At 59.9% G+C, this 23,382-nt stretch carries 17 protein-coding genes; 9 read left to right on the forward strand and 8 right to left on the reverse strand.

Going from position 1 to position 23,382, the window contains the following annotated elements:
- Positions 1-173: 173 nt before the first annotated feature.
- From sbcC to glpK, 4 genes are all read right to left on the reverse strand, one after another.
- Entirely contained in the window at positions 174-3,641 is a 3,468-nt protein-coding gene (gene sbcC, locus DARO_RS09885; RefSeq protein WP_011287667.1) for an exonuclease subunit SbcC, read from the reverse strand.
- Positions 3,638-4,882, reverse strand: a complete 1,245-nt coding sequence (gene sbcD / locus DARO_RS09890) for an exonuclease subunit SbcD (RefSeq protein ID WP_011287668.1) — start codon at positions 4,880-4,882, stop codon at positions 3,638-3,640. The genes sbcC and sbcD overlap by 4 nt, the downstream gene beginning before the upstream one ends.
- 136 nt (positions 4,883-5,018) lie before the next feature.
- Complete coding sequence (locus DARO_RS09895; protein ID WP_011287669.1) at positions 5,019-6,593, reverse strand: glycerol-3-phosphate dehydrogenase/oxidase; 1,575 nt, start codon at positions 6,591-6,593, stop codon at positions 5,019-5,021.
- Positions 6,590-8,098, reverse strand: coding sequence for a glycerol kinase GlpK (glpK, locus tag DARO_RS09900; protein WP_011287670.1), 1,509 nt, complete (start codon positions 8,096-8,098; stop codon positions 6,590-6,592). Before glpK ends, DARO_RS09895 begins: the two co-directional genes overlap by 4 nt.
- 178 nt (positions 8,099-8,276) lie before the next feature.
- Here glpK and DARO_RS09905 point away from each other — a divergent pair, with 178 nt between their 5' ends.
- The 4 genes from DARO_RS09905 (at position 8,277) to DARO_RS09920 (ending at position 13,650) form a co-directional block, all read left to right on the forward strand.
- On the forward strand, positions 8,277-8,552 hold the full coding sequence (locus tag DARO_RS09905) for a DUF2164 domain-containing protein (protein WP_011287671.1): 276 nt from the start codon (positions 8,277-8,279) through the stop codon (positions 8,550-8,552).
- Entirely contained in the window at positions 8,545-8,790 is a 246-nt protein-coding gene (locus tag DARO_RS09910; protein ID WP_011287672.1) for a hypothetical protein, read from the forward strand. The genes DARO_RS09905 and DARO_RS09910 overlap by 8 nt, the downstream gene beginning before the upstream one ends.
- Before the next feature lie 165 nt (positions 8,791-8,955).
- Positions 8,956-12,885, forward strand: coding sequence for a phosphoribosylformylglycinamidine synthase (purL, locus tag DARO_RS09915; RefSeq protein ID WP_011287673.1), 3,930 nt, complete (start codon positions 8,956-8,958; stop codon positions 12,883-12,885).
- A 141-nt stretch (positions 12,886-13,026) separates the two neighbouring features.
- Positions 13,027-13,650, forward strand: a complete 624-nt coding sequence (locus DARO_RS09920) for a Clp protease ClpP (RefSeq protein ID WP_011287674.1) — start codon at positions 13,027-13,029, stop codon at positions 13,648-13,650.
- 129 nt (positions 13,651-13,779) lie between these two features.
- Here the strand turns inward: DARO_RS09920 and DARO_RS09925 are convergent, their stop codons facing one another.
- Positions 13,780-14,121 (reverse strand): CZB domain-containing protein, encoded by a 342-nt coding sequence (locus DARO_RS09925; protein ID WP_011287675.1) that lies wholly within the window; start codon positions 14,119-14,121, stop codon positions 13,780-13,782.
- Between the two features lie 106 nt (positions 14,122-14,227).
- Positions 14,228-14,788: an O-acetyl-ADP-ribose deacetylase gene (locus tag DARO_RS09930; RefSeq protein WP_011287676.1), complete on the reverse strand. Its 561-nt coding sequence runs from the start codon at positions 14,786-14,788 to the stop codon at positions 14,228-14,230.
- Between the two features lie 207 nt (positions 14,789-14,995).
- Between DARO_RS09930 and DARO_RS09935 the strand changes: the two genes are divergently transcribed.
- Positions 14,996-15,562, forward strand: a complete 567-nt coding sequence (locus DARO_RS09935) for a rhodanese-like domain-containing protein (RefSeq protein ID WP_011287677.1) — start codon at positions 14,996-14,998, stop codon at positions 15,560-15,562.
- 48 nt (positions 15,563-15,610) lie between these two features.
- Here DARO_RS09935 and DARO_RS23060 read toward each other — a convergent pair whose 3' ends face one another.
- Entirely contained in the window at positions 15,611-15,775 is a 165-nt protein-coding gene (locus DARO_RS23060) for a hypothetical protein (RefSeq protein ID WP_011287678.1), read from the reverse strand.
- A gap of 157 nt (positions 15,776-15,932) precedes the next feature.
- Here DARO_RS23060 and DARO_RS22810 point away from each other — a divergent pair, with 157 nt between their 5' ends.
- Complete coding sequence (locus tag DARO_RS22810; RefSeq protein ID WP_157037185.1) at positions 15,933-16,145, forward strand: hypothetical protein; 213 nt, start codon at positions 15,933-15,935, stop codon at positions 16,143-16,145.
- Positions 16,146-16,181: 36 nt separating this feature from the next.
- Here the strand turns inward: DARO_RS22810 and DARO_RS09940 are convergent, their stop codons facing one another.
- Positions 16,182-16,517, reverse strand: coding sequence for a DUF2917 domain-containing protein (locus tag DARO_RS09940; RefSeq protein ID WP_198134129.1), 336 nt, complete (start codon positions 16,515-16,517; stop codon positions 16,182-16,184).
- Positions 16,518-16,661: 144 nt separating this feature from the next.
- On the opposite strand from DARO_RS09940, the gene DARO_RS09945 reads away from it, so the two are divergent.
- From DARO_RS09945 to DARO_RS21700, 3 genes are all read left to right on the forward strand, one after another.
- On the forward strand, positions 16,662-18,092 hold the full coding sequence (locus DARO_RS09945; protein ID WP_011287680.1) for an aminotransferase-like domain-containing protein: 1,431 nt from the start codon (positions 16,662-16,664) through the stop codon (positions 18,090-18,092).
- Positions 18,093-18,176: 84 nt separating this feature from the next.
- Positions 18,177-20,063, forward strand: a complete 1,887-nt coding sequence (locus DARO_RS09950; protein WP_011287681.1) for a SurA N-terminal domain-containing protein — start codon at positions 18,177-18,179, stop codon at positions 20,061-20,063.
- Between the two features lie 207 nt (positions 20,064-20,270).
- Positions 20,271-23,318, forward strand: a complete 3,048-nt coding sequence (locus DARO_RS21700; RefSeq protein WP_011287682.1) for a PAS domain S-box protein — start codon at positions 20,271-20,273, stop codon at positions 23,316-23,318.
- Positions 23,319-23,382: the final 64 nt, after the last annotated feature.

Here is a 23,382-nt window from a genome sequence, read left to right on the forward strand (position 1 = left end):
GTTATGCGCGCTTGCAGAAAGGGAAGATGCAGCTTAATTGAGCGCCGGATATGGCACAAGCATTTGGCTGCAGGAATGAATTGTTGAGCCGACTGGCTGACTACCCCGAAAGCCTGCGGTCGACGTGAAAAATAGCCAATTTTCGACGTCGACCGTAGCAGCTGTTCCGCTGCTTAAATCCTCAACCGCGAATACCCAACCCCGCCACCTTTTTCCACGCGAATCTGCGCCGGAATCCGCTCCTTCATGCCTTCGACGTGGCTGATCACACCGATCATCTTGCCGCTGGCGTTCAGGGTGTCGAGGGCGTTCAGGGCGATTTCCAGGGTGTCGGCGTCGAGGGTGCCGAAGCCTTCGTCGAGGAAGAGCGAATCGATGCTGGTCTTGTGGCTGACGAGGTCGGAGAGGGCCAATGCGAGCGCCAGGCTGACCAGGAAGCTTTCGCCGCCGGAGAGGGTGCGGGTGTCGCGGGCGACTTCGCCTTGCCAGCTGTCGACGATGTCGAGCTCGAGTTCGCCGGTGGTTTTGCGGCGCAGCAGGTAGCGGCCGTGCAGGCGGGCGAGGTGGCTGTTGGCGAGGTGCAGCAGGTGGTCGAGGGTCAGGCCTTGGGCGAACTTGCGGAACTTGTCGCCCCGCGCTGAACCAATCAGGCTGTCGAGGCGCTGCCAGAGGTCGCTTTCGGCGGTTTGCGCGGCGATATCCTTGAACAGCGCCTGCTGGCTTTGCCGGGCTTGTTCATCGCGGGTGAGCAGGGCGCGCTGAGCACCGAGTTGTTCGCTGAGTTCGCGGCGGCTGGTTTCGAGTTGGGCTAGGGCTGCTTCCAGTTCGGCCAGCGGTGGAATGGGGGACTCGGCGGAGTCTTGCGGCGGTGGCGTGGTTTGCAGGCGGAGCAGCTTTTCGCCGGCGGCTTTGAGCACCGCTTCGGCTTGCTGTTTGGCGAGTTGCCGGGCTTCTTTCAATTGCTGCAGGCGCTGGCGTTCATCGGTCGGCAGCAGCGCCGCAGCGTAGGCGGCGAGGTCGGCGAAGGGGCTGGCGGCGAGTGCGGTTTGCCAGGCAGTCGATGCCTCGTCCACGGCCTTTTTCTGCTGCGTGACGTTGGTTTCGAGTTGCGTCTGGCGGCCTTGCTGGGCGGCGAGCTGTTGGGTCAGATCGGCAATGGTTTCGGCGCTGCGGGTGAGGGCTGCTGCCGGGTCGTCGGTGGCTTCGTCAGGCCTTGGCTCCTGCTCAGCGACCGGGCGTTTTGCGGCCTGCGTTTTCCAGCGTTCCAGCCACTGCGCGGCCTGCGTCTGCGCGGCATCAAAACGATCCTGCTGTTTGATCAGGATTTCGGCCAGTTCGTGGCGGCGTTTCTGCGTTTGCTGCCAGTGCAGCCATTCGCCATCGCGCTCTTGCAGCCAGATGGTGGGTTCGTCAGGCGTCTCGTAGCCGGCATCGGTCAGCGTTGCGGCTAGTTTGCTGTCGAGTTCAGCCCGTTCTTGAGTCAGTGTTTGTGCTGCTTTGGCCAGTTCTGTCTGACGAAGCTGAGTGGTTTGCGCTGTCTGCTGCAGCAACTTGAGTTGGTTGCTGGCGTTGAGCAGGGTCTGGGCGGCTTCGGTGGCCGTCTTGCGGGCCGCATTCAGGGCTTGTTCGCCTTGGTCTGCTGCTTTCAGCCGGTCGGCGAGTTTGGCGAGTGCCTGTTCGGCGGCGTTGCGGGCGGAGGCCAGGGTTTGGGCTTCCTGCCAGGCATCGGTTGCGAGCGGCGTTTCGCTGCTCAGGCCGGCGAGGAATTCGGTCCATTCGGCCTGGGCGCGGGCAATTTCCTGCGTTGTTTTGGCCTGCTGGGCCAGCCATTCCTTTTGCGTGGCCTGCGTTGCCGCCTGCTCGGTTTTGGCTTGCTGGCCTTTCTGGACCAATGCTTCGAGCAAGGCCTGTTTTTCCTTGAGCGCCGTTTCAGTGGCGGAAACGTCAAGTGCGGCGTAGTCGGCAATCGCCGGGTGCTCGTGCGCGCCGCACAGCGGGCAGGCCTCGCCCGGCTGCAATTGGCGGCGATGCGTTTCCAGGCTCTGGATGCGGCGTTCCTGCTCAAGCAGTTTCTGCTTGTCGGCAACCTGGGCGGCGAGTTCCTTGTGCTGCTCGCGCAGGGCGACCAGCGCCTTTTCCTGGGCCTCGATCTTTTGTTCGCCCTGCTGCACTTGCGTGGCCTGAGTTGTTTGCAGCACGGCCAGTTCGCGGCGGCGCTGAGCGAGGGCTTCGAGTTGCTGCCAGCGGTTGAGGCCGGCTTGCTCGCCTTGCCAGTGCTGGCGCAGTTCGGCCAGGGTCTGGCCGGCCAGGCGCAGGTTCTGCTCGGTCTGGGTTTTTTCCAGTGCGGCGTCAGCGGTGGTTTTGGCCTTTTCGGCGCTGGCGACAGCGCTGGCTTGTGTGGCGCTCTGGCGGGCGGTTTCGGCGATTTCCTGTTCGAGCTTCTGTTGGGCCTGTTGCTGGGCGGCGAGGTCGCGGTTCAGCTTGACCCGCTGTTCAAACTGCTGGCGCCAGACGCCGAGGCGTTCGCCAAGCTGGGCGCGTTGCGGGTGGGTGGCGCAGAAATCGTCGAGCTGTTTGGCTTCGCGCTGGCTTTGTTGCAGGGCTTGCTGGGCTTGTGCGGCGACCTGGGCGCTTAACTGGCTGGCGGTTTGGTGCTGGGCGAGTTGGTGGGCCTGCAGTTTTTCGCGCTCGGCGTGCAGGGCCTTGAGTTCGGTTTCGGTTTGCTGGCAGGCGGCGCTAGCCTGTTGCCATTGCTGGTGCAGCGGCTTCAGGGCTTCGGCCGGTTCGCTGTCGGCCAGTTTCTTCAGGTCTGGTGCCGCTGCTGTCAGCGCTGCATCGGCCTCCTGCTGCCTGGCTTCGGCGGTTTTGACTTCCTGCTCGCCCTGCGCCAGATCGAGGCGCCACTGGCGCTGGCTCTGGGTTTGCTGGTGGCGGCGCTGGGTGTCGGTGAGTTGCGTGTCGAGGCGGGTGACTTCGGCTTGCATCGCGGCGCGTTGCTCTTCGGAGAGCAGTTCCATGCCGTCGGCACGGGCTTTTAACTGCTCGAGCTGGCTTTTGGCGTCGCGTGCCTGCTCAAAAACCTTGCGCGAAATCTCGCCGTAAATCTCGGTGCCGGTCAGTTCTTCGAGCAGTTCGGCCCGTTCGTTGGCACTGGCATTCAGAAAGGCTGCGAAGCCACCTTGGGCGAGCAGCATGGACTTGGTGAAACGCGGGAAATCGAGGCCGGTGATCTCGGCGATGCGCTTCAGCTTGTCGTTGGTTTGGGTACTGAGGATGGTGCCGTCGCCGGCGGCTAATTCCACTTTTGGTGCCTGCAGCGCGCCGTCGATCTTGTCGCGGGCACGGCGCTGGCTCCAGAAGGCACGGTAGACGGCGCCCTTTACCTCGAATTCCACCTCAGCCAGACAGTCGGCGGTGTGCCGCGTCATGATGTCGTTGTCGGTGGCCGAGATGGTCTTCAGGCGCGGCGTCTGGTGGTAAAGGGCGAGGCAGATGGCGTCGAGCAGCGTCGATTTGCCGGCGCCAGTCGGGCCGGTGATGGCGAACAGGCAGTTGTCGGTGAAGGGGGCTTTGGTGAAGTCGATGGTCCATTCGCCCTTCAGCGAATTGAGGTTCTTCAGGCGCAGGCTAAGGATTTTCATGCTTCCTCTCCCTGCAGTCCGGCAACGACGGCGCGGTAGCGTTCGTTGAGGGCCAACTGCATTTCTTCGCCGAGTTCTTCCTGTTGCAAGCGGCGGGCAAAAACGTCGTGCGGGCTGAGTTCGTCCAGCGTTTCGCGGGCCTCGGCGGCCAGTCGGGCCGTGGCATTGCCGCGCTGGCGGCGGATGCGCAGCACCTCGACCGGCCAGCCTTCGGTCAACGCTTCGATGCGGGCCGGCAGGTCGGCCAGGTAATCGTCTTCGGCGACGGTGACTTCAAGCCAGGCCGGGCATTCGCGCGTGCCTTCGGCGGCTGCGGCGCCGATTGCGCCGGCCAGTGATTCGAGATTGCCGCTGACGGCGACCAGCGCCTGGAAGCGCGGCACAGGCAGCACGGTGACGGCCTTGAGGCCATCGCTGTCGAGATCGACGAGCAGCATTTCCTTGGTTTGTTTCGCTTCGTCGAAGCTGAGCGGGATCGGCGAGCCGCAGTAGCGGATATGGTCCAGTCCGCCGACTTTCTGTGGCCGGTGGATATGGCCGAGCGCGATGTAGGCAGCCGGCGGGAAGGCGGTGGTCGGAAAGGCTTCGAGGGCGCCGACGTAGATTTCGCGGACCGATTCGCTGGTGCTGGCGCCGACGGTGGTCAGGTGGCCGGTGGCGATGATCGGCAGCTGGCGGCCGAAATTCGGGCCGAGTTGGGCGGCCAGTGCCTGCTGGCGTTCAACGGCGGCGGCGAACACGGCGCTGTAATGTTCCTGGATGGCGGTTTGCAGCGACAGCTGCTTGTCTTCGGCGCTTTGCCCAGCTTGGCTTTGCAGCACGTCGCGCGGCCGGACGAAGGGAATGGCGCAGACGATGCAGCCGGGTTCGCCGTTGCGTTGCGGCAGGACGATGACCTGCGTGGCCGGGTCGGTGTGCGTTGCGCCGATGACGGTGGTGCCCAGGTGGGCGAGCAGTTCGCGGCTTTCGCCCAGCGTGGCCGGCGAATCGTGGTTGCCGCCGAGCACCAGCAGCGGCACGCCGGCCTTGTAGAGTTGCCCGACCAGCTGGTTGTACAACTCGCGGGCGTAGCTGGGTGGCGTGCCGGTGTCGAAGATGTCGCCGGCGATCAGCACGGCATCCACTGCCTGCGTTTCCACCTGTTCGAGCAGCCAGACGATTAGCGCCTGATGCTCGGCCTGCCGGCTCTTGCCCATGAAGTGCTGGCCAAGGTGCCAGTCGGAGGTGTGGAGAATGCGCATGCCAGGCTGCTGAGATGGAAAGATCGAAGTTTAAACCGCCAAGGCGCTTGTGATCGCCTCGTTCGGCCACCTCTGGCGCTTTGCGTCGGTTGGGCTGGCACGAATGCATTGCGTTCCGCGCTGAGCGCGCCGCTATTCAGGCGCCGGAGTTCTGCGCCGCCATGAAACGCCGTGCACTTTCATGGGCGGCTTCGATCAAGCTGGCCAAACGTTCTTCGGTCAACTGGAGTTCCTCGGCGAATATCCCGGCGATGCGGTCGATCATTTTTTCGGCTGCCGCCGCATCGTGAAACAGGGCACGTGTCCGGCGGGCCAGCACGTCTTCAATCGTCCGAGCCATTTCGTAGCGGATGGCGAAGCGCACCATCGCTGCGTTGTAAGGCAGTTCTGGGTGGAGCGGCTGGTCGTGGCCAGGCAGCGTGGCGAGCAGCGGTGCCTCGGTGCCATAAACATCGTTGCCTGGCTGGGCCGGGCAAGCGTGCAGTTTCAGTGTTCGGGTCGGGCATGGCACGGCGGGCAGGCCGGCGACCTCGATGGTGCGGTCGATCACCTGCTCGGCCATCAGCCGGTAGGTCGTCCACTTGCCGCCAGCGACGGTGATCAGTCCGCTGGTGCTGACCAACACGGCGTGTTCGCGCGACAGGGCGGCGGTGCTCTTGCCATCCTTGTTGTCCGGGTGGATCAGCGGGCGCAGGCCGGCAAAGGCACTGCGGATATCGGATCGCGTGGGTGGGCGGCTGAGGACGCTGGCGGCGGTACGCAGCAGGAAGTCGATCTCCTCGTCCAGCGGTTGCGGGTCGTCGAGCTGGCTTAGTTCGGGGCGCGGCGTATCGGTGGTGCCAAGCAGTACCTTGCCTTGCCAGGGAATGGCGAACATGACGCGGCCGTCTTCGGTTTTTGGGACCAGAATTGCCTGCTGGCCGGGCAGGAAATCGGCATCGACGACGAGATGGATGCCCTGGCTTGGGGTCAGCAGCGGCACGGCAGCGCTGTCATCGAAACGCCGCACGCTGTCGGCATGCACTCCGGTGGCGTTGATCACGGCACGGGCGCGGACTTCGAATTCCTCGCCGCTTTCCGCGTCACACAGCACGGCACCGGCAACGCGGCCGCCGGTCTTGATCAACCGGGTGACCGGCAGGTAGTTGAGGCAGCTTGCGCCGAGATCAGTGGCCGTGCGCATCAACGTGATGGCCAGCCGCGCATCATCGAACTGGCCGTCCCAGTAGCGAATACCGCCGCATAAGCTGGCGCGCCGCAGGCCGGGCAGGGCGTCGATCACGTCCTGGCGGTTCAGGCTGCGCGAGGCAGCCAGCCCCTGCCGGCCGGCCAGCAGGTCATAAAGCTTCAGGCCGGCGCCGTAAAAAACGCGGTCGATGTTTCGCCAGGCTGGGATGATGAAAGCCAGCGGATGCACCAGATGGGCGGCATTGCGAAGCAGGTGCGAGCGTTCGTGCAGGGCATTGCGGACCAGCCCGATGTCGCCCTGGCGCAGGTAACGAACGCCGCCGTGAATCAGCTTGGTGCTGCACGATGAGGTTCCGGACGCGAAGTCGCGGGCCTCGATGAGCAGGGTGCGGTAACCGCGTGCCGCGGCGTCGACGGCTGCGCCCAGGCCGCTGGCGCCACCGCCGATGATCAGTACATCCCAAGGGGCAGTGTCGCGCAGCTTGGCGAGGCCGTCTTCGCGCTTGAGCGGTGCGTTGATCATGTCGCGTTTGCCCAATGCAGGCTGCGTTCGACGGCGCGGTGCCAGTCGGCGAACAGCGCACTGCGCCGGTCCTCGGCCATGGACGGCTCAAAGCGCCGGTCGGCCCGCCACAGTGCCGTCAGCTCGGCCTCGTCTTGCCAGAAACCCACGGCCAGTCCAGCCAGATAGGCGGCACCAAGCGCCGTGGTTTCGGTCACCTGCGGCCGCACCACGGGCACGCCGAGCAAATCTGCCTGAAACTGCATCAGCAGGTCGTTTCGTGCCGCACCGCCGTCGACGCGAAGTTCGCTCAGGCTTTGACCGGCATCCTTTTCCATGGCCTGCAGCACATCGGCACTCTGGAATGCGATGGCTTCCAGCGCGGCACGGGCGATGTGGGCGCGGGTGGTGCCGCGAGTCATGCCGAACAAGGCGCCTCGGGCGAACGGGTCCCAGTATGGCGCGCCGAGGCCGGTGTGGGCCGGCACCAGGTAGACACCGCCGTTATCCGCGACGCTCGCTGCCAGCGACTCGATCTGGTCCGCGCTGGAGATCAGCCCGAGGCCGTCGCGCAACCACTGTACTGTGGCACCGCCCATGAAGACGCTGCCTTCGAGCAGGTAAGTGGTCTTCCCTTGCCGCTGCCAGCCGATGGTGGTCAGTAGCCGGTGGCAGGACGCCATGGGGGCTTGGCCGGTATTCATCAGCAAGAAGCAGCCAGTCCCGTAGGTGTTCTTGGCCATGCCATGCTGGAGACAGACCTGGCCGAAAGTGGCCGCCTGCTGGTCGCCAGCGATGCCACTGAGCGGGATCTCGGCGCCCAGCCATTCGGCGGCGATGGTGGCGATTTCGCCGCTGCTGTCGACGATGCGCGGCAGCAGCGCCATCGGAATGTCGAGCAAGGCCAGTAATTCCTCATCCCAGCAGCAGCGGTGGATGTCGAAGAGCAGGGTGCGCGAGGCATTCGACGGGTCGGTGACATGGGCGCGCCCGCCGGAGAGTTTCCAGGTCAGCCAGCTGTCGATGGTGCCGAAAGCCAGTTCGCCACGCTCGGCCCGGGAGCGAGCGCCGGGAATGTGGTCGAGCAGCCACTTTAACTTGGTGCCGGAAAAATAGGCATCGAGTACGAGACCAGTGCGTTCGCGGAACAGCCCGGCGTGGCCGGCCGTTGTCAATTCGTCGCAAAGCCCGGCGGTGCGTCTATCCTGCCAGACGATAGCGCGGTGCAGCGGTTCACCGCTGGATCGATCCCAAAGCACCGTCGTTTCCCGCTGGTTGGTCATGCCGACAGCGACGATCTGCTTGGCCAATATGCCGTTATCGCGGAGTGCCGCTCGCGCCACGGCAAGCTGCGCCTGCCATATTTCTTCAGCGTCGTGCTCGACCCACCCGGGTTGCGGGTAATGCTGGGTGATTTCCTGCTGGGCGACGCCATGAATATCGCCCTTCCGCCCGAACAGGATGGCGCGTGTGCTGGTCGTTCCCTGGTCAAGCGCGAGAACGAACTGGTCGGAACGATCTTGCATTTGGTGCTCCGGCAACCGGTGTTCAGCCAGTATAGACGGCTATCCAACTATTTTTTTCTGGTTAAGCGACAACAGAGGGGCGTTTCGGCGATTGCCGTTTTTATTGCGGGCTTTGGCGAGCCTGGTTTGACTCCTTGCGTCTACACTCGCTGCTTACTGCTACCCATCGTCCAATTCAATGACCATAGAAATTTCCCCAGAGGCCAGTAAGGCGGCCGTCACCTCGATCCAGCGCTACTTTTCCGAAAACATGGACGAGGAAATCGGCAATCTGGCGGCAGGTGCGCTGCTCGCTTTTTTTCTGAAAGAAATTGCCCCCTCCGTATATAACCAGGCCGTGGCCGATGCGCAGGCGAGGTTGCAGGCAAGGGTCATGGAGCTTGATGTTGAGGTCTACGAAGATGAGTTTCAGTATTGGGTGAAGCAGGGGCGGTCGGGCAAACGCCATGGATGAGTTGAATACGCTTTCCGGCCTCGGACTGACGATGCCAACCCCGGGCTATCTCATTGGCGCCATCCTGTTTGGCCTGATCGGTTTTGCTGCCTACCGTTACGGCAAGCGGACGTCGCGTCACAAGGTCAAATGGATCGGTGTCGCGCTGATGATCTATCCCTATGCGATTTCCGGCACCACGCTGCTCTATGTGGTTGGTGCCGGGCTCTGTCTGGGTTTGTATATCTGGCGAGAATAGGCGCTGGTAACGATTGTGATGCAGGTCTTCCCTGCATCGGGAGCATCCAATCCACGGTCTATCCATCGGCGTTCCGGCGTAGCCTTGGCTCCCACCCCAAACCCCGGCTCCGTGGCCGTCTCAGGTATAATATCGGCCTCTCCGCCTAACCAGACCACACTCCCAATGGCCGACATTCTTTGCCTCAAGGGCGACGCCGCCTTTTCCGCCTTCCGTCTGCAACGCCTGCAAGCCCGCCTGGTCGCGGCCGTGTCGGATATCGAATCGGTGGTGGCCGATTACTGGCACGTGGTGGCGCAGAAGCGCACGCTGAATGCCGACGAGCGTACCAAGCTGGCAACGCTGCTTGAAGAGAAAGCAGCTGGCGTCGAAGCCGGCGAGTTGTTCCTGGTTGCCCCGCGTATCGGCACCATTTCGCCGTGGTCCTCCAAGGCCACCGACATTGCCTGGAATTGCGATCTGGATGCCATTGAACGCATCGAGCGTGTTATCGCCTTCCATGTTGTGGTCAAGGGTGGCCGCGCCCTGACTGCTGAGGAAAAGAAAACTGTAGCCGGCCTGCTGCACGACCGGATGACTGAGTCTGTCCTGCCAGGCTTCGAGGCCGCTGGCGAACTGTTCCGCCATTTCGAGCCGAAGCCGCTGAATACCGTTGATGTGCTGGCTGGTGGCAAGGCGGCGCTGGTCGAAGCCAACGGCTCGCTTGGCTTGGCCCTGTCCGATGACGAAATCGATTACCTGCTCGACGTGTTCACCAAGGCTGGCCGTAACCCGACCGACGTCGAACTGATGATGTTCGCCCAGGCCAATTCCGAACACTGCCGCCACAAGATTTTCAATGCTTCCTGGGTGATCGACGGGCAGGCCAAGGACAAGACGTTGTTCGGCATGATCCGCGAAACCCATGCCGCCGCCCCGCAAGGCACGGTCATGGCCTATGCCGACAACGCCTCGATCATCGAAGGCGCAACCATCCAGCGTTTCTACCCGGATGCCGACCGCGGCTATTCCTACAAGGAAGAGCTGACCCACATCCTGACCAAGGTCGAGACGCACAATCACCCGACCGCCATTTCCCCGTTCCCGGGCGCGTCGACCGGTTCCGGCGGCGAAATCCGCGACGAAGGCGCTACTGGCAAGGGCTCCAAGCCGAAGGCCGGCCTCTGCGGTTTCTCGGTCTCCAATCTGAATCTGCCGGATGCGCCGCAGGCGTGGGAAAAGGCCTACGGCCGCCCGTCGCGCATCGCTTCGGCGCTCGACATCATGCTCGAAGGTCCGATCGGTGCAGCCGCCTTCAACAACGAATTCGGCCGCCCGAACCTGACCGGCTATTTCCGTACCTATGAGCAGGACGTCGCCGGCACGGTGCGCGGCTACCACAAGCCGATCATGATCGCCGGCGGCCTGGGCAGCATCCAGGCCGAGCAGTCGTTCAAGGAAGAAACCTTCCCGGTCGGCACGAAATTCATCCAGCTCGGTGGTCCAGGCATGTTGATCGGTCTGGGCGGCGGTGCTGCCTCGTCGATGACGGCCGGTGCCAATGCCGAAGACCTCGATTTCGCCTCCGTGCAGCGTGGCAACCCTGAAATCCAGCGTCGCGCCCAAGAGGTGATTGATCGCTGCTGGCAGATGGGCAAGAACAATCCGATCCTGTCGGTGCACGACGTCGGTGCCGGTGGCGTCTCCAACGCGCTGCCGGAACTGGCCCACTCGGGTGGCGTCGGTGCTGTGTTCGACCTGCGCAAGGTGCCGACTGAAGAGCCGGGCATGTCGCCGGCCGAAATCTGGTCCAACGAATCGCAGGAACGCTACGTGCTGGCCATTCCGCCGAACCGCATCGCCGAATTCCAGGCCATGTGCGAGCGTGAGCGCTGCCCGTTTGCCGTGGTCGGCGAAGCGACCGGCGACGGCCATTTGACCGTGACCGATGCCCATTTCGGCGTCAATCCGGTCGATATGGAAATGGAAGCGCTGCTCGGCAAGCCACCGCGCATGACGCGCGACGTCAAGCATGAGCCGGAAACCTTCGTTTCCTTCGACGCGACTGCCATCGAACTCAAGGACGCCGCCTATCGCCTGATGCGTCTGCCGACCATCGCCGACAAGACTTTCCTGATCTCCATCGGCGACCGGTCCGTTGGCGGTATGACTGCCCGCGACCAGATGGTCGGCCCGTGGCAGGTGCCGGTGGCAGACGTCGCGGTGACGACGATGGGCTACCAGGGTTACCTCGGCGAGGCCTTCGCCATGGGCGAACGCACGCCGCTCGCCGTGTTCGACGCGCCGGCTTCCGGCCGCATGGCCATCGGCGAGGCGCTGACCAACCTGGCCGCCGCCGATGTCGGCGAATTGGGCAAGGTCAAGCTGTCGGCCAACTGGATGGCGCCGTGCGGCGTTGCCGGTGAAGATGCCCGCCTGTTCGATACCGTCGAGGCTGTTTCCGACCTGTGCAAGGCGATTGGCGTCTCGATCCCGGTCGGCAAGGATTCGCTGTCGATGCGCACCGCTTGGGAAGAGGGCGGCGAGAAGAAGCAGGTCGTTTCCCCGCTGTCGCTGGTCGTCACCTCGTTTGCTGCGGTCGACGACGTGCGCAAGACCAAAACGCCGCAACTGGCTGTCGATCAGGGCGAAACCGAACTGCTGCTGCTCGATCTCGGTCAGAGCCGCCTCGGCGGCTCCTGTCTGGCCCAGGTTTACAATGCCACCGGCAGCGATGCGCCGGATGTCGACGATCCGGCCAAGCTCAAGGGCCTGTTCGATGCCGTGCAGAAACTCAACCGCGACGGCCTGCTGCTTGCCTACCACGACCGTTCCGACGGCGGCCTGTTCGTGGCCGCCTGCGAAATGGCCTTCGCCAGCCGCCGTGGCGTTTCGCTCGACCTCGACGGCATCTGTTACGACGCCGGCGCCGGCGATGTCGATGGCTCGGAAAAGCTGACCAACCTGCTGGCTGGCCGCGATTTCGAGAACATCGTTCGTGCCCTGTTCAACGAAGAACTTGGTGCCCTGATCCAGATTCGCCGCGCCGACCGCGAAAAGGTCACGCCGATCCTGCGTGCCCTGCGTGTGCCTTACCATTTTATTGGCACCATGAATGAGTGGGACGAAATCCGCGTTACCCGCAACGCCAAGCGCGTGCTGCGTGAAAAGCGTGTCGACCTGCAGCGTGCCTGGTCGGAAACCAGCTACCAGATGCAGGCCATGCGCGACAACCCGAGCTGCGCGCAGCAGGAATTTGACCGCATCCTCGACGTCGCCGACCCCGGCCTGACGCCGAAGCTGACTTTTGACCCGCAGGAAGATTTCACCAAGGTCTACGGCCAGATCAGTGGCCGTCCGCGCGTCGCCATCCTGCGTGAGCAGGGCGTCAACAGCCATTACGAAATGGCCGCCGCCTTCGATAAGGCAGGCTTTGCCTCGGTCGATGTCCATATGAGCGACATCCTGGCCGGCCGCGTCAGCCTCAAGGACTTCAAGGGCCTGGTTGCCTGTGGCGGCTTCTCCTACGGCGATGTGCTCGGTGCTGGCCTCGGCTGGGCGCGGACCATCCTGATGCATGATGGCTGCCGCGACGAATTCGCCGCCTTCTTCAACCGTCCGGACACCTTCGCACTTGGCGTTTGTAACGGTTGCCAGATGATGAGCGCGCTGAAGTCCATCATCCCAGGCGCCGAACACTGGCCGGCTTTCCGCCGCAACAAGGTCGAGCAGTTCGAAGCACGCTTCGTGATGACCGAAATCCTCGACTCGCCGTCGATCTTCTTCGCCGGCATGGAAGGTTCGCAAGTCCCCATCGTCGTCTCGCATGGCGAGGGCAGGGCGGTGTTCGACAACGCTGACGACCAGGCCAAGGTGCTTTCGGCCGTTCGCTACGTTGATAACAAGGGCGAGCCGACTGAGGTCTATCCGTACAACCCGAACGGTTCGCCGAATGGCCTGACCGCCGTGACCACGGCCGACGGTCGCTTCACGATCATGATGCCGCACCCCGAGCGTGTCTTCCGTACCGTGCAGATGTCCTGGCACCCGGAAAACTGGGGCGAGGATTCGCCGTGGATGCGGATGTTCCGCAATGCCCGTCGCTGGGTGGGATGAGTCGGGCGACGTTGAACAAAAGGGACTCTGCGGAGTCCCTTTTCATTGCCTGTTCAAAACCCGAAAAGGCCGGTGAATTCTCGTGGTGGCGTCGTTAGAGTTGGATCATAATGAACAAAAATACAACACCAAGGAGATACCATGCATCGTCCGCCTTCAGCACCTGATGAAGAAACGCTGACCGAAGATTTGGTGCCGTTTCGTGGCTTGATTCGCTACGAGCAGCAGTTGCCGGTTCGGCAGGTGGCTTATTACCTGTGCGGAGAAATTCGCGAGCCGCAATACTACACAGAGTTGTTTTATACCCTGCGTTCAGCGAGCGAGACCGATCTGGTCTATATCCACATCAATTCTTCCGGTGGCGATTTCAATACCGGGCTGCAGATCATCAACAACATTTTTTCCTCGAACGCCCGGGTGGTGACAATTCTCGAGGCACGCGCCTATTCGATGGCAGCGCTGATCTTCCTGAGTGGCGACGAGTTGATCGTCCATGACAATTGCCAGCTGATGTTCCATATCTATTCGGGGATTTTCGCCGGCAAGGGAAATGAACAGCAGGCCGAGGTCGCGGCCGTCGGCAACTGGTTCGAGAAGGTCATGTCCCGCTTGTGTTCGCCTTTCCTGTCGGATACGGAAATTACCAATATCCTCAAGGGCTCGGACGTCTGGATGGATTCTGACGAAATCCGCCGTCGCCTGCAGCGCCTGCAGCGGGCCAAGACGGCTGCACGAAAGAAAAAGGTCGGAAAGCCGACTGCCTGATTTCCCAGGGCATTGCCAGTCGCTTGTTTGGGGCTCCAAGGAGTTGCTGATCGGTGCTTGGTGGCTGAAATGAAAAATGGCACAGAGTTTCTGTGCCATTTTTCTGGGCTTTTGGCGGTCTTCTGCTATCTAGCGCTGTTCCCGCAACTTATCCAGGTGGCCGACGAGTTGATGTGAAGCCTCGTTGAGTTCAGGTAGTAACAGGTCGGCAGAATCACCGAGGCCATTGTTGCTGAGATCGACGATGTCGTTGGCCAGGGCATGGAAGCGGTCGTGGATCGCAACGAGTTCCTTGTATTCGGGCGACGCTACGTAGGTGCCTTGGGCATCATTCAGCATTTTGCCAAGTGTGCAGCCACGGTGCTCGGAGAGTGGCATATCCGCATAGGCCCCCCCTGCGAAGGCGTTGAGGAACTGGCGCCGCCATTGTGTGTGCAAGCGTATAGCGCTGTCGATGTCGATACGCTTCATGAGTGAGTTCTCCAGATGATTGATGGCTGGCGGCTTGGATACCGCTTCTGGCCGAAAGCTGAATTATGCCGCAGGGCCAGTTATGGGCAAGGGGGCAGAAGCGAGATCAGCGCGGAAAATTCTGGTGAGCGATGAAGGTTTCCATCTGCGACGCGTTGAAAAACACCAGCCGGATTTCATCGATGGCAGCGATTTCATCGAGAACCTTGTGCATTGAACGCGAAACGATCAGCGCAGCCTTGTCGGGTGGGTAGCCAAAGGCGCCGGTTGAGATTGAAGGAAAGGCGAGGCTTTTCAGTTCAAGGTGTGCCGCCAGCTCAATGGCGTTGCGATAGCAGGCAGCAAGCAGTTCAGCTTCTTTTCCCCTGTGTTGTCCATAGATGGGTCCGACGGTGTGGATGACGTAAGGCGCCGGGAGTTTTCCACCGTTGGTAAGCGCGACCTGACCTGTAGGCAAACCATCTGGCCACTGGCTGCGGCGAAGTTCGCGGCAGGCGTCGAGAATGGCTGGGCCGCCACGTCGATGAATCGCACCATCAACCCCGCCGCCGCCGAGCAGGGTTCTGTTGGCTGCATTGACGATAGCGTCGACCGCTTGATCGGTCAGGTCGCCGACATAGAGGCGGACTCGCCCGTTCATATAGCTTGGTGGAGTGGTTTTCATCATTCTCTTGCCTCTTTACACACCATGATAGAGGGGGATTTTGTGGTGGTCGATATTGGGCGGCCAGCAAACAGAAGATGCATGCCCTAACCGTCGGTGGATTTTTGCAACAACATGGATCAAATTGCCAAAAAAAACATTAATAAATTAATATATAAACGCACACTTATTTTGTGTGCTGAATCATTCAAAAACCAAAGGGGGAATTACATGTACAAGAAACTTCTACTTGCTATCGGTCTTTCTACGTTGGCGCTGTGCTCATTGGCCGAGGAAAAGGAATTACTGCGCATCATTGGTGAGGACAAACAGTTCGTCGTCCAGACCAAGAGCGGTCCGTTTGTCATTACCCGCACGATGACGCCTTGTGCCAAAAACAAGGGGTGGTTGCAGCCCCTGATTCCGGTGGCTGGCGTGCATCCGGTGACTGAAATCGAAGTGCTGCATGCGATGAACGACAAGGATGCACTGATCGTAGACATGCGCGAGCCGGATGACCGAATCAAGGGAACGATCCCCAACTCGTATCACATCCCTTACACCCTCGTTGCTGGCCGCATGGACGAGCTTGGTTGCAGCAAGGCAGGTGGCAAGTGGGATTGCAGCAATGCCAAGAAGGTTTATGCCTTCTGTAATGGTCCGGTATGCCCGCAAAGTCCGACGGCAATCAACGCCATGGTGCGCGATGGTTTTCCGGCCGACAAAATTTATTACTACCGTGGTGGCATGCTGGACTGGGATGCGCTCGGCTTTCCGGTCGTCAAGGATGAATTCTGATCGCTAGCCCGATCGGTAATGCCAAAAGGCGGCTGCGGCCGCCTTTTTTTATTGCAGGCTGACCCGTTGCTTCCGGCGCCAGCAGGCGGGAATCTGCAGGGCGGCGACATCGGGGCTGCTATCGGCAAAGATCGCCTTGGCCCGGGCCAGGCGGGCATCTTCTTCTGCGGAAATGCCAGCGAGCAGTTCAAACAGTTTTTGAATGCGTTCCATGGTGATGACCTCCGTCTGTGGTGGTTTGATTGCTGTATGGATAGCCAGTGATTTGGCAGTGAGCAAAGATTAACCGATAACTGTATGGATGTACAGTATTCGAATTTTGCGTATTCGGGGTTAGCCTTCATACATCCAGACAGCGGGGGTTAGCGCCATGCCCAGAATAAAATCCGACTGCTTACCCAACGCCGGTACGGTTGCCACCTATCGTGGACGGAGCAGCAACTCCACCCGCAATGTCCGGGTCATTGCCGAAGCTTCAGGTGGCCGGATGGTGGTCGAGGCCATTGGGCGGCAGGGGGTGCCGGTTCGTCTGACGGTCAAACAGGAAAATCTGTTGCCAATGCAGCCTGGTCTATTTGATTGATGGGGCTGTTCCAGAGGCTTGGCTTTGGCTCATGCCCTAGCGCTCTGCCCGGAGCGCGCAAGCGGTAAATGGCATATTCCGGCGCTTGATGCAGGTACACCTTAGCCATTCGAGCCAATCTGTGAGCCCATTGCTCTGGCGTTCCCTCTCCAAGCAGACCCGACCATCATTGACGCTTTCGACGAGCACCAAGCCTTGGCTGTCGATCAGGTGGCTTTCCCCAAGCTCCAAAAAAATATCGGCAAGCCGGTCAGGCGTCGTGATCCAGATTGTTCCGCCGACACAACGGATACGAACACCACGGGCCCTGCTCAGACGAACTGGATCGCTGTTCGTCAGGTATAGCTCGCTGGAAACGAGATCGATTTTCATGGCGCTCTCTACGTTTGTCATGGAGACAGTGTAGGGCTGTGATCCGCGGTGATACAGTCACAATGAAGTTAAATTGTGATCGGTACAGTATTTGAAAATTAAAACTGTGCCGGTTGTCGGATTCCTCATCTGTACTGGTGTTTCATGAGCGAACAGCTATTACGTTATGAACAACTGGCCAGCGAATTGGCTGGCATGGTCGAAAGCGGCGTGCTCAGTCGCGGTGATCGGCTGCCATCGGTCAGGCAACTCTCGAGAGAGCGGCGCCTTTCTGTATCTACCGTGCTTCAGGCCTTACACCAACTTGAAGACAGGGGGCTGGTCGAGGCGCGGCCTCAGTCGGGGTATTTCGTTCGGCAGGCAAAGACAAGCCACGCCGAACCGCAGCTGCGTTCGACCCCTGAAGCGCCCATGCCGGTTGATATCTCGCAGCGCCTGGTCAGGGTCTTGCAGGCCGGCACCGGGCCGGGAGTTGCCCCGCTGGCTGCGGCGCTACCAGCCTCAGCGCTGTTGCCGGTGGCCGCTTTGAACCGCCTTTACGCCGGAGTCGTCCGGCGCCATCCTGAACTGTTGTCGGGTGGTAGCCACATCAATATGGACGAACCGGCCTTGGTTCGCCAACTGGTGCGCCGTTCCCTGGCTTGGGGTGGGCCCGTGGCGGCTGAAGAATTAATTATCACCAATTCCTGCACCGAATCGCTTGGGTTGTGCCTGAGGGCGGTCACCAAGCCCGGTGACACAGTGGCCGTCGAGTCGCCGGCCTATTATCTGATGCTCCAACTGCTGGAGACTTTGGGGCTGAAGGCGCTGGAGATTCCTACCGATCCGCGCACCGGCATGTCGCTCGATGCGCTGGAACTTGCGACTCGTCAGGGCCGGGTTGCCGCCTGTCTGCTCGTCTCGAATGGCAGCAATCCGCTCGGTTGCGTCATGCCAGACGAAAGGAAACGCCTGTTCGCGACGCTGACCGCCGCGCGCGGCGTCGCAGTGATTGAAGACGACATCTACGGTGATTTGCACCTTGGCAATGAACGGCCCTGGCCAATCAAGGCCTACGACAAGACTGGTAACGTGTTGCTTTGTTCGTCGTTTTCGAAAAGCCTGTCGCCGTCGTTGCGCATCGGTTTCGTTGCAGCCGGTCGCTACCGTTCGGCGGTTGCCTTGCACAAGACAATTTCGAGCGGGGGGACCAATCCGATCACCCAGCATGTGCTGGCCGAATATCTGGAGTCGGGGGCCTATGATCGCCACCTGCGAACGCTGCGCCGGGCCTACGAGCGCCAGGTGGAGGCCATGCGGCTGGCCGTCAGCCGCTATTTTCCGGCAGCGACCCGCATCGCCCAGCCACAGGGGGGGTATGTGCTATGGGTCGAGTTGCCGGAAGCCTTCGATACCACGCTCCTTTACGAGCAGGCGATTGCGGAAAATTTGGCCTACGTGCCGGGGGAGCTGTTTTCACCCAGCGGCATGTATCGCAACTGCCTGCGCCTCAATTGCGGCAACCCGCACACGCCAGAAATCGAGGATGCCGTGCGACGCCTCGGCGCTATCTTTTCCCGCCCCCAAATCAAATGATGGAGGCACAAACTACGGTATCATTGCCCCCTTTTGGCAAGCAGCTTTTGCCTTTTTGAACGCATTCGAAGGATTTTTCTGCTCATGTTCGACGCAGTCCGCAACAACAAAAGAATCGTCCAGGTTTTTCTTGCGCTAATCACGCTGCCTTTTGCGTTTTTTGGCGTTGATTCCTATATGCGCAGTGCTGGATCCGGTGGGGACGTCGCCTCCATTGGTGATATCAAGATCACCCAGCAGCAGTTCCAGCAAACCTTGCGTGAGCAGCAGGAACGCCTGCGCACCCAGCTGGGCGCCCAGTTCGATGCCAAGATGCTGGATAATCCAGAGGCGCGCCGGGCCATTCTTGATGACCTGATCAACCAGCGCCTGCTGTTGGTCGAGGCCAGCAAGAAGCATATGAGCGTCAGCAACGATGCGATACGCCAGACGATCGGTGCAATCGAAGCCTTCAAGGTTGATGGCAAGTTCTCGACCGAACGTTATGAAGCTGCCTTGCGTGCTCAAGGCATGTCGCCCACTGGTTTCGAAGCGCAGCTGCGTCAGGATCTGACCCTGCAACAGCTGGCATCGGCGGTCGGACAATCCGGTCTGGTTGCCCGTTCTGTCAGCGACCGACTGCTGTCCCTGCAGACCGAGAAGCGCGAAGTGATGGAATACCGCTTCAGCCTTGAGAGCTACCTCGACAAAGTTAAACTGGCCGACGATGCCGTCAGGAAGTTCTATGACGAGAATGGCCAGCAATTCCAGATGCCGGAGCAGGCCAAGGCTGAATATGTCGTGCTGTCGATGGATTCGATTGGCTCTCAGCTGTCGGTGAGCGATGCTGAAATCAAGGCCTGGTACGACGGCCATAAGGATCGTTTCCAGGCGGCCGAGGAACGCCGGGCCAGCCACATCCTGCTGGCTTCCGAAAAGCTCGGAAAAGACAAGGCAAAAGCCAAGGCCGAAGAACTGCTGGCTGAAATTCGCAAGAACCCGGCTGCCTTTGCCGATCTGGCCAAGAAGAACTCCGATGATCCGGGTTCAGCGTCCAAGGGTGGCGATCTGGGCTTCTTCGGTCGCGGCATGATGGTGAAGTCTTTTGAAGATACGGCCTTCGGCTTGAAGGATGGTGAGATTTCGGGGGTTGTCGAATCCGATTTCGGTTTTCACATCATCAAGGTGACCGGCATTCATGCCGCCAAGGAAAAGCCGCTGGCTGACGTCAAGGGTGAAATCGAAGCCGAGTTGAAGAAAACCGGTTCTTCCCGCAAATTCGCCGAAGCCGCCGAAGCATTCAGCAACATGGTCTATGAGCAATCGGACAGCCTGAAACCAGTCGCCGAGAAATTCAAGCTGACCATCAAGCAATCCGACTGGTTGGGTCGTCAGGCCAATCCGGCCAACGGCGTACTGGGCAACGAGAAGATCATGGCCGCCCTGTTCTCCGACGATTCGGTCAAGAACAAGCGCAACACCGAGGCAGTGGAAATTGCGCCCAACACGCTGGTTGCCGCACGTCTGATCGATTACAAGCCAACTGCCTTGCAGCCGTTCGATGGCGTCAAGGCGGGCATTGAAACCATGTTGAAGCGTAAGGAAGCACAAGTGCTGGCCAGCAAAGATGGCGAGGCCCGTCTGGAAGCGCTGAAAAAGGGTGAGGACAAGCTGAATTGGGGGGCTGCCAAGTCCGTGTCGCGTCTGGATTCCCGTCTGATTCCGCCGCCGGCCGCACAGTCGGTGTTCCGGATGGAAACCGGCAAGCTGCCGGCTTATACGGGAGTTGAGTTGCCGGGAACCGGCTATGCCTTGTACAAACTGAGCAAGGTGGTTGCTGGCGAAAATCTGGATGAAGCGAGCAAGAAGGGCATGCTGCAGCAACTCGGTAATCTGGTGGCCAAGGAAGAGGTGCAGCTCTATCTGGCCGCACTGCGCAGCCGCTACAAGGTAGAAGTTAACCAGGCGGCGTTGGAAGCCAAGGAGAAGTAAGCTTCTTCAAAACTTCATGAAAACAGCGGGCTGCGGCCCGCTTTTTTATATGCAGTTGCCGCATTATTTTGAGCAACGAGCCAAGTCTCTAGCTTGCGAGAGAACGAGGGTGCTATTCTTGCAGGGAGGGTCGTGAAATGCGCTTGGGGAAGGGCTTTCACCGCCTTAGTGACCCTCTGTTGCAGGAGCTACGAATCAGGTAAGGACATGACGGGGAATCCGAAGTCGGCCGTATCCATAGAGAAACGCCAAAGCATTCTTCGATTGCTATGGGGTGGCGCTTTCCTGATCAACCTCTTCGTTGTCAGTATGGTCATCCTCGTGCTCGAAAGAAACCGGGCTCAGGAGATCAGTCAGGCGGAGATTCTGACTGAAAATTACTCGAAGATTCTGGAGGAAAGTCTTGCCGGATTTATCAGCAAGATCGATATCACGCTGCTGACGGTCGCCGAAGAGGTGGAGCGGCAGATGGCCAGCGGCGGAATTAACCAGAAGGCGCTGGAGAAATATATCGCGCTTCAGGATGCTCATGTTCCGGAAGCGCTCGGACTGCGCGTGGTGGATGCTCAGGGCATCATCCGCTACGCGGTTAATGACATCAAGGTTCGCAATGCCAGCATTGCCGACCGCCCACAGTTCATTCGCCTGCGGGATGATCCAAATGCCGGGCTGGTTTTTTCAAAGCCGGTCATGGGCCGCGCGGCAGAGAAATGGATGATCACCTTGGGGCGCCGTATCAACCATCCCGATGGTTCTTTTGCCGGTGATGTCCATGTGGCAGTTGCCGTTGATCGTTTCATTGCCATGTTCGCCAATATAGATCTGGGCGAAAAAGGAAATGTCGGTCTGTGGGACCAGAGTACATTGATTGCACGTTATACCAGGTCCGATACTCGTGGTGCATCGGTGGGTTTTGCTAACCCTTCTGCGGACTTGCATGCCCTTATTAATTCGGGCAAACGTGCCGCCAGTTACCATACTCGTTCCGGGGTGGACGGGATTACTCGGACCTTCTACTTCCGGCAGCTTGGTCACTACCCCCTATATCTGGTCGTTGGATTGGCCGAAGAGGATTACCTGGCCAAATGGTGGAAGGATTCCCTGAGTATTGTCTTGCTGGCCGGTTTGTTCGTGCTGGCCAGCCTGGTTTCATCATTTCTGATTGGGCGCGCCTGGAAAAGGCGGGAAGCGGATCGGGAGGCGCTGCTGCGCCAAGATGCGGAATATACCGCCAAGCTTGAGCAATTGAATCGCCAGACTGATGCTGCATGGCGGCAGAGTGAACTGATTCTCTCGTCGGCAGCCGAAGGTATATGTGGTGTCGATCTGGAGGGCCGGGTGATTTTCGTTAATCCGGCGGCGCGCAAGATGTTTGGTTGGAATGAGAATGAAGGCATCGGGCTCAATCTGCATGATCTGACGCATCATCATGATATCGATGGGAAACCTTTTCATAACGAAGACTGCCCGGTTTTCAAGACGCTTCGCGACGGTGAGCGGCGGCATGTGAGTGACGGGTTGTATTGGCGAAAGGATGGCTCATCCTTCCCCGTCGAATTTACGGTTTCATCCATTGAGCGGGATGGAAAAGTGACCGGGGCGGTCAACGTATTTCGGGACATCACCGAGCGCACACGGATCGAAGCCGAGTTGGAGCGGCATCATCGTCATCTGGCAGAGCTCGTTCAGCAGCGCACTTCGGAACTGATGCAAACCGAGGCCAGGGCCAGCCATATTTTGGAATCCAGCGCCGATGGGTTATACGGGATCGATTGCAACGGCATCATCACCTTTATCAATCCAGCGGCCTGCGCGATTCTTGGCTATGGCGCCGAGCAGGTCATCGGCCTACCTGCGCACTCCTTGTTTCACCACAGCAAGCAGGATGGTTCTCCTTATTCTGCCGCTGATTGCCCCAGCTACAATGCTTTGCGACTGGGCCAGAAGGTTCGTGTCGATGATGAGGTTTACTGGCATGCCGACGGTCACGCCGTTCCGGTGATGTATGCCACCCATCCCATGCTTCAGAACGGTCAAATTACTGGCGCGGTCACCAGTTTCATTGACGTTAGCGTTCAGCGGGCTGCTGCGCAGGCTCGGGAGCAGGCGCTGATTGCCGCAGAGAGTCTGGCCAAGATAAAGAGTGAGTTTCTTGCCAATATGAGCCATGAAATTCGAACGCCGCTCAATGGCGTCCTGGGCTTTGCCCAGATTGGCTATCGCAACGCCGAGAATAGCGAGAAAGCACGAGATTCGTTTGCCAAGATACAGCTTTCCGGCAACCGTCTGCTTGGTGTGATCAATGACATTCTCGACTTTTCCAAGATCGAGGCTGGGAAGCTACGGATCGAGCAGACGGAGGTCGTTCTTTCGGAGGTTGTCGAACATGCGCTCGACTTGCTCAGGGAGCGTGCCCGCGCCAAGCAGATCGAACTGCAGGTCGAACTCGCGCCCGATCTGCCGCTGACCTGTATCAGCGACCCGTTACGCATGGGGCAGGTACTTCTCAACATACTTTCCAATGCGGTCAAATTCACTGAGGTCGGCAGCGTTACCCTGTCAGTCAATTGTCGAGATGGCATGTTGCTCTTCAAGGTTGCGGACACCGGGATCGGCATGAGTGCCGAGCAGATTGGCACTTTGTTCAATCCTTTTCATCAGGTGGATGCTTCGGCCAGCCGAAAGTTTGGTGGTACCGGCCTTGGACTGGCGATCAGCAAACGCATTCTGGAGTTGATGAACGGAAAAGTCAGCATCGACAGTCTCCCCGGTGTTGGTACCAGCGTCGAATTTTGTCTGCCCTACGTGAAGCCAGAACCGTCTGTGGATAGGCAAGCCGCCTCGCAAGGAGAAGTGGATAAGGTGCGGAAGCCTCTGGCGGGTATTTCAGTGCTGGTTGCCGATGATGAGGCGATCAATCGCCTGGTGCTTGAAGAAATTTTGATTGAATATGGTGCGGGTGTCGTTCTGGTCAGCAATGGCTTGGAGGCAGTGGAGCGAGTGATCCACGATGGTCAGGATGCCTATGATGTTGTGCTGATGGATCTACAGATGCCTGAGATGGACGGTTTTGAAGCGACGCGTCGGATACACGAACTGCTACCCGAGCTGCCCATTATTGCCCAGACTGCTCACGCCTTCAGTGAAGAGCGGCAAAAATGCTTTGCTACCGGAATGGTGGACCACATTGCCAAACCGATAGAGCCCGAGGCGCTGGGCAAAATTATTCTGCAGCACGTTTTGTCCAAACCATAAATTAAAAACGCCGACCGGTATAAAACCGGATCGGCGTTTTGCCTTTTTGCGGCGCTGGCCGCGA

It is taken from the genome of Dechloromonas aromatica RCB (assembly GCF_000012425.1).

Excerpts from the sequence above, each read along its gene's own strand:
- sbcC (WP_011287667.1), bottom strand. The coding sequence starts at position 3,641 with ATGAAAATCCTTAGCCTGCGCCTGAAGAACCTCAATTCGCTGAAGGGC.
- sbcD (WP_011287668.1), bottom strand. The coding sequence starts at position 4,882 with ATGCGCATTCTCCACACCTCCGACTGGCACCTTGGCCAGCACTTCATG.
- DARO_RS09895 (WP_011287669.1), bottom strand. The coding sequence starts at position 6,593 with ATGATCAACGCACCGCTCAAGCGCGAAGACGGCCTCGCCAAGCTGCGC.
- glpK (WP_011287670.1), bottom strand. The coding sequence starts at position 8,098 with ATGCAAGATCGTTCCGACCAGTTCGTTCTCGCGCTTGACCAGGGAACG.
- DARO_RS09905 (WP_011287671.1), top strand. The coding sequence starts at position 8,277 with ATGACCATAGAAATTTCCCCAGAGGCCAGTAAGGCGGCCGTCACCTCG.
- DARO_RS09910 (WP_011287672.1), top strand. The coding sequence starts at position 8,545 with ATGGATGAGTTGAATACGCTTTCCGGCCTCGGACTGACGATGCCAACC.
- purL (WP_011287673.1), top strand. The coding sequence starts at position 8,956 with ATGGCCGACATTCTTTGCCTCAAGGGCGACGCCGCCTTTTCCGCCTTC.
- DARO_RS09920 (WP_011287674.1), top strand. The coding sequence starts at position 13,027 with ATGCATCGTCCGCCTTCAGCACCTGATGAAGAAACGCTGACCGAAGAT.
- DARO_RS09925 (WP_011287675.1), bottom strand. The coding sequence starts at position 14,121 with ATGAAGCGTATCGACATCGACAGCGCTATACGCTTGCACACACAATGG.
- DARO_RS09930 (WP_011287676.1), bottom strand. The coding sequence starts at position 14,788 with ATGATGAAAACCACTCCACCAAGCTATATGAACGGGCGAGTCCGCCTC.
- DARO_RS09935 (WP_011287677.1), top strand. The coding sequence starts at position 14,996 with ATGTACAAGAAACTTCTACTTGCTATCGGTCTTTCTACGTTGGCGCTG.
- DARO_RS23060 (WP_011287678.1), bottom strand. The coding sequence starts at position 15,775 with ATGGAACGCATTCAAAAACTGTTTGAACTGCTCGCTGGCATTTCCGCA.
- DARO_RS22810 (WP_157037185.1), top strand. The coding sequence starts at position 15,933 with ATGCCCAGAATAAAATCCGACTGCTTACCCAACGCCGGTACGGTTGCC.
- DARO_RS09940 (WP_198134129.1), bottom strand. The coding sequence starts at position 16,517 with ATGAAAATCGATCTCGTTTCCAGCGAGCTATACCTGACGAACAGCGAT.
- DARO_RS09945 (WP_011287680.1), top strand. The coding sequence starts at position 16,662 with ATGAGCGAACAGCTATTACGTTATGAACAACTGGCCAGCGAATTGGCT.
- DARO_RS09950 (WP_011287681.1), top strand. The coding sequence starts at position 18,177 with ATGTTCGACGCAGTCCGCAACAACAAAAGAATCGTCCAGGTTTTTCTT.
- DARO_RS21700 (WP_011287682.1), top strand. The coding sequence starts at position 20,271 with ATGACGGGGAATCCGAAGTCGGCCGTATCCATAGAGAAACGCCAAAGC.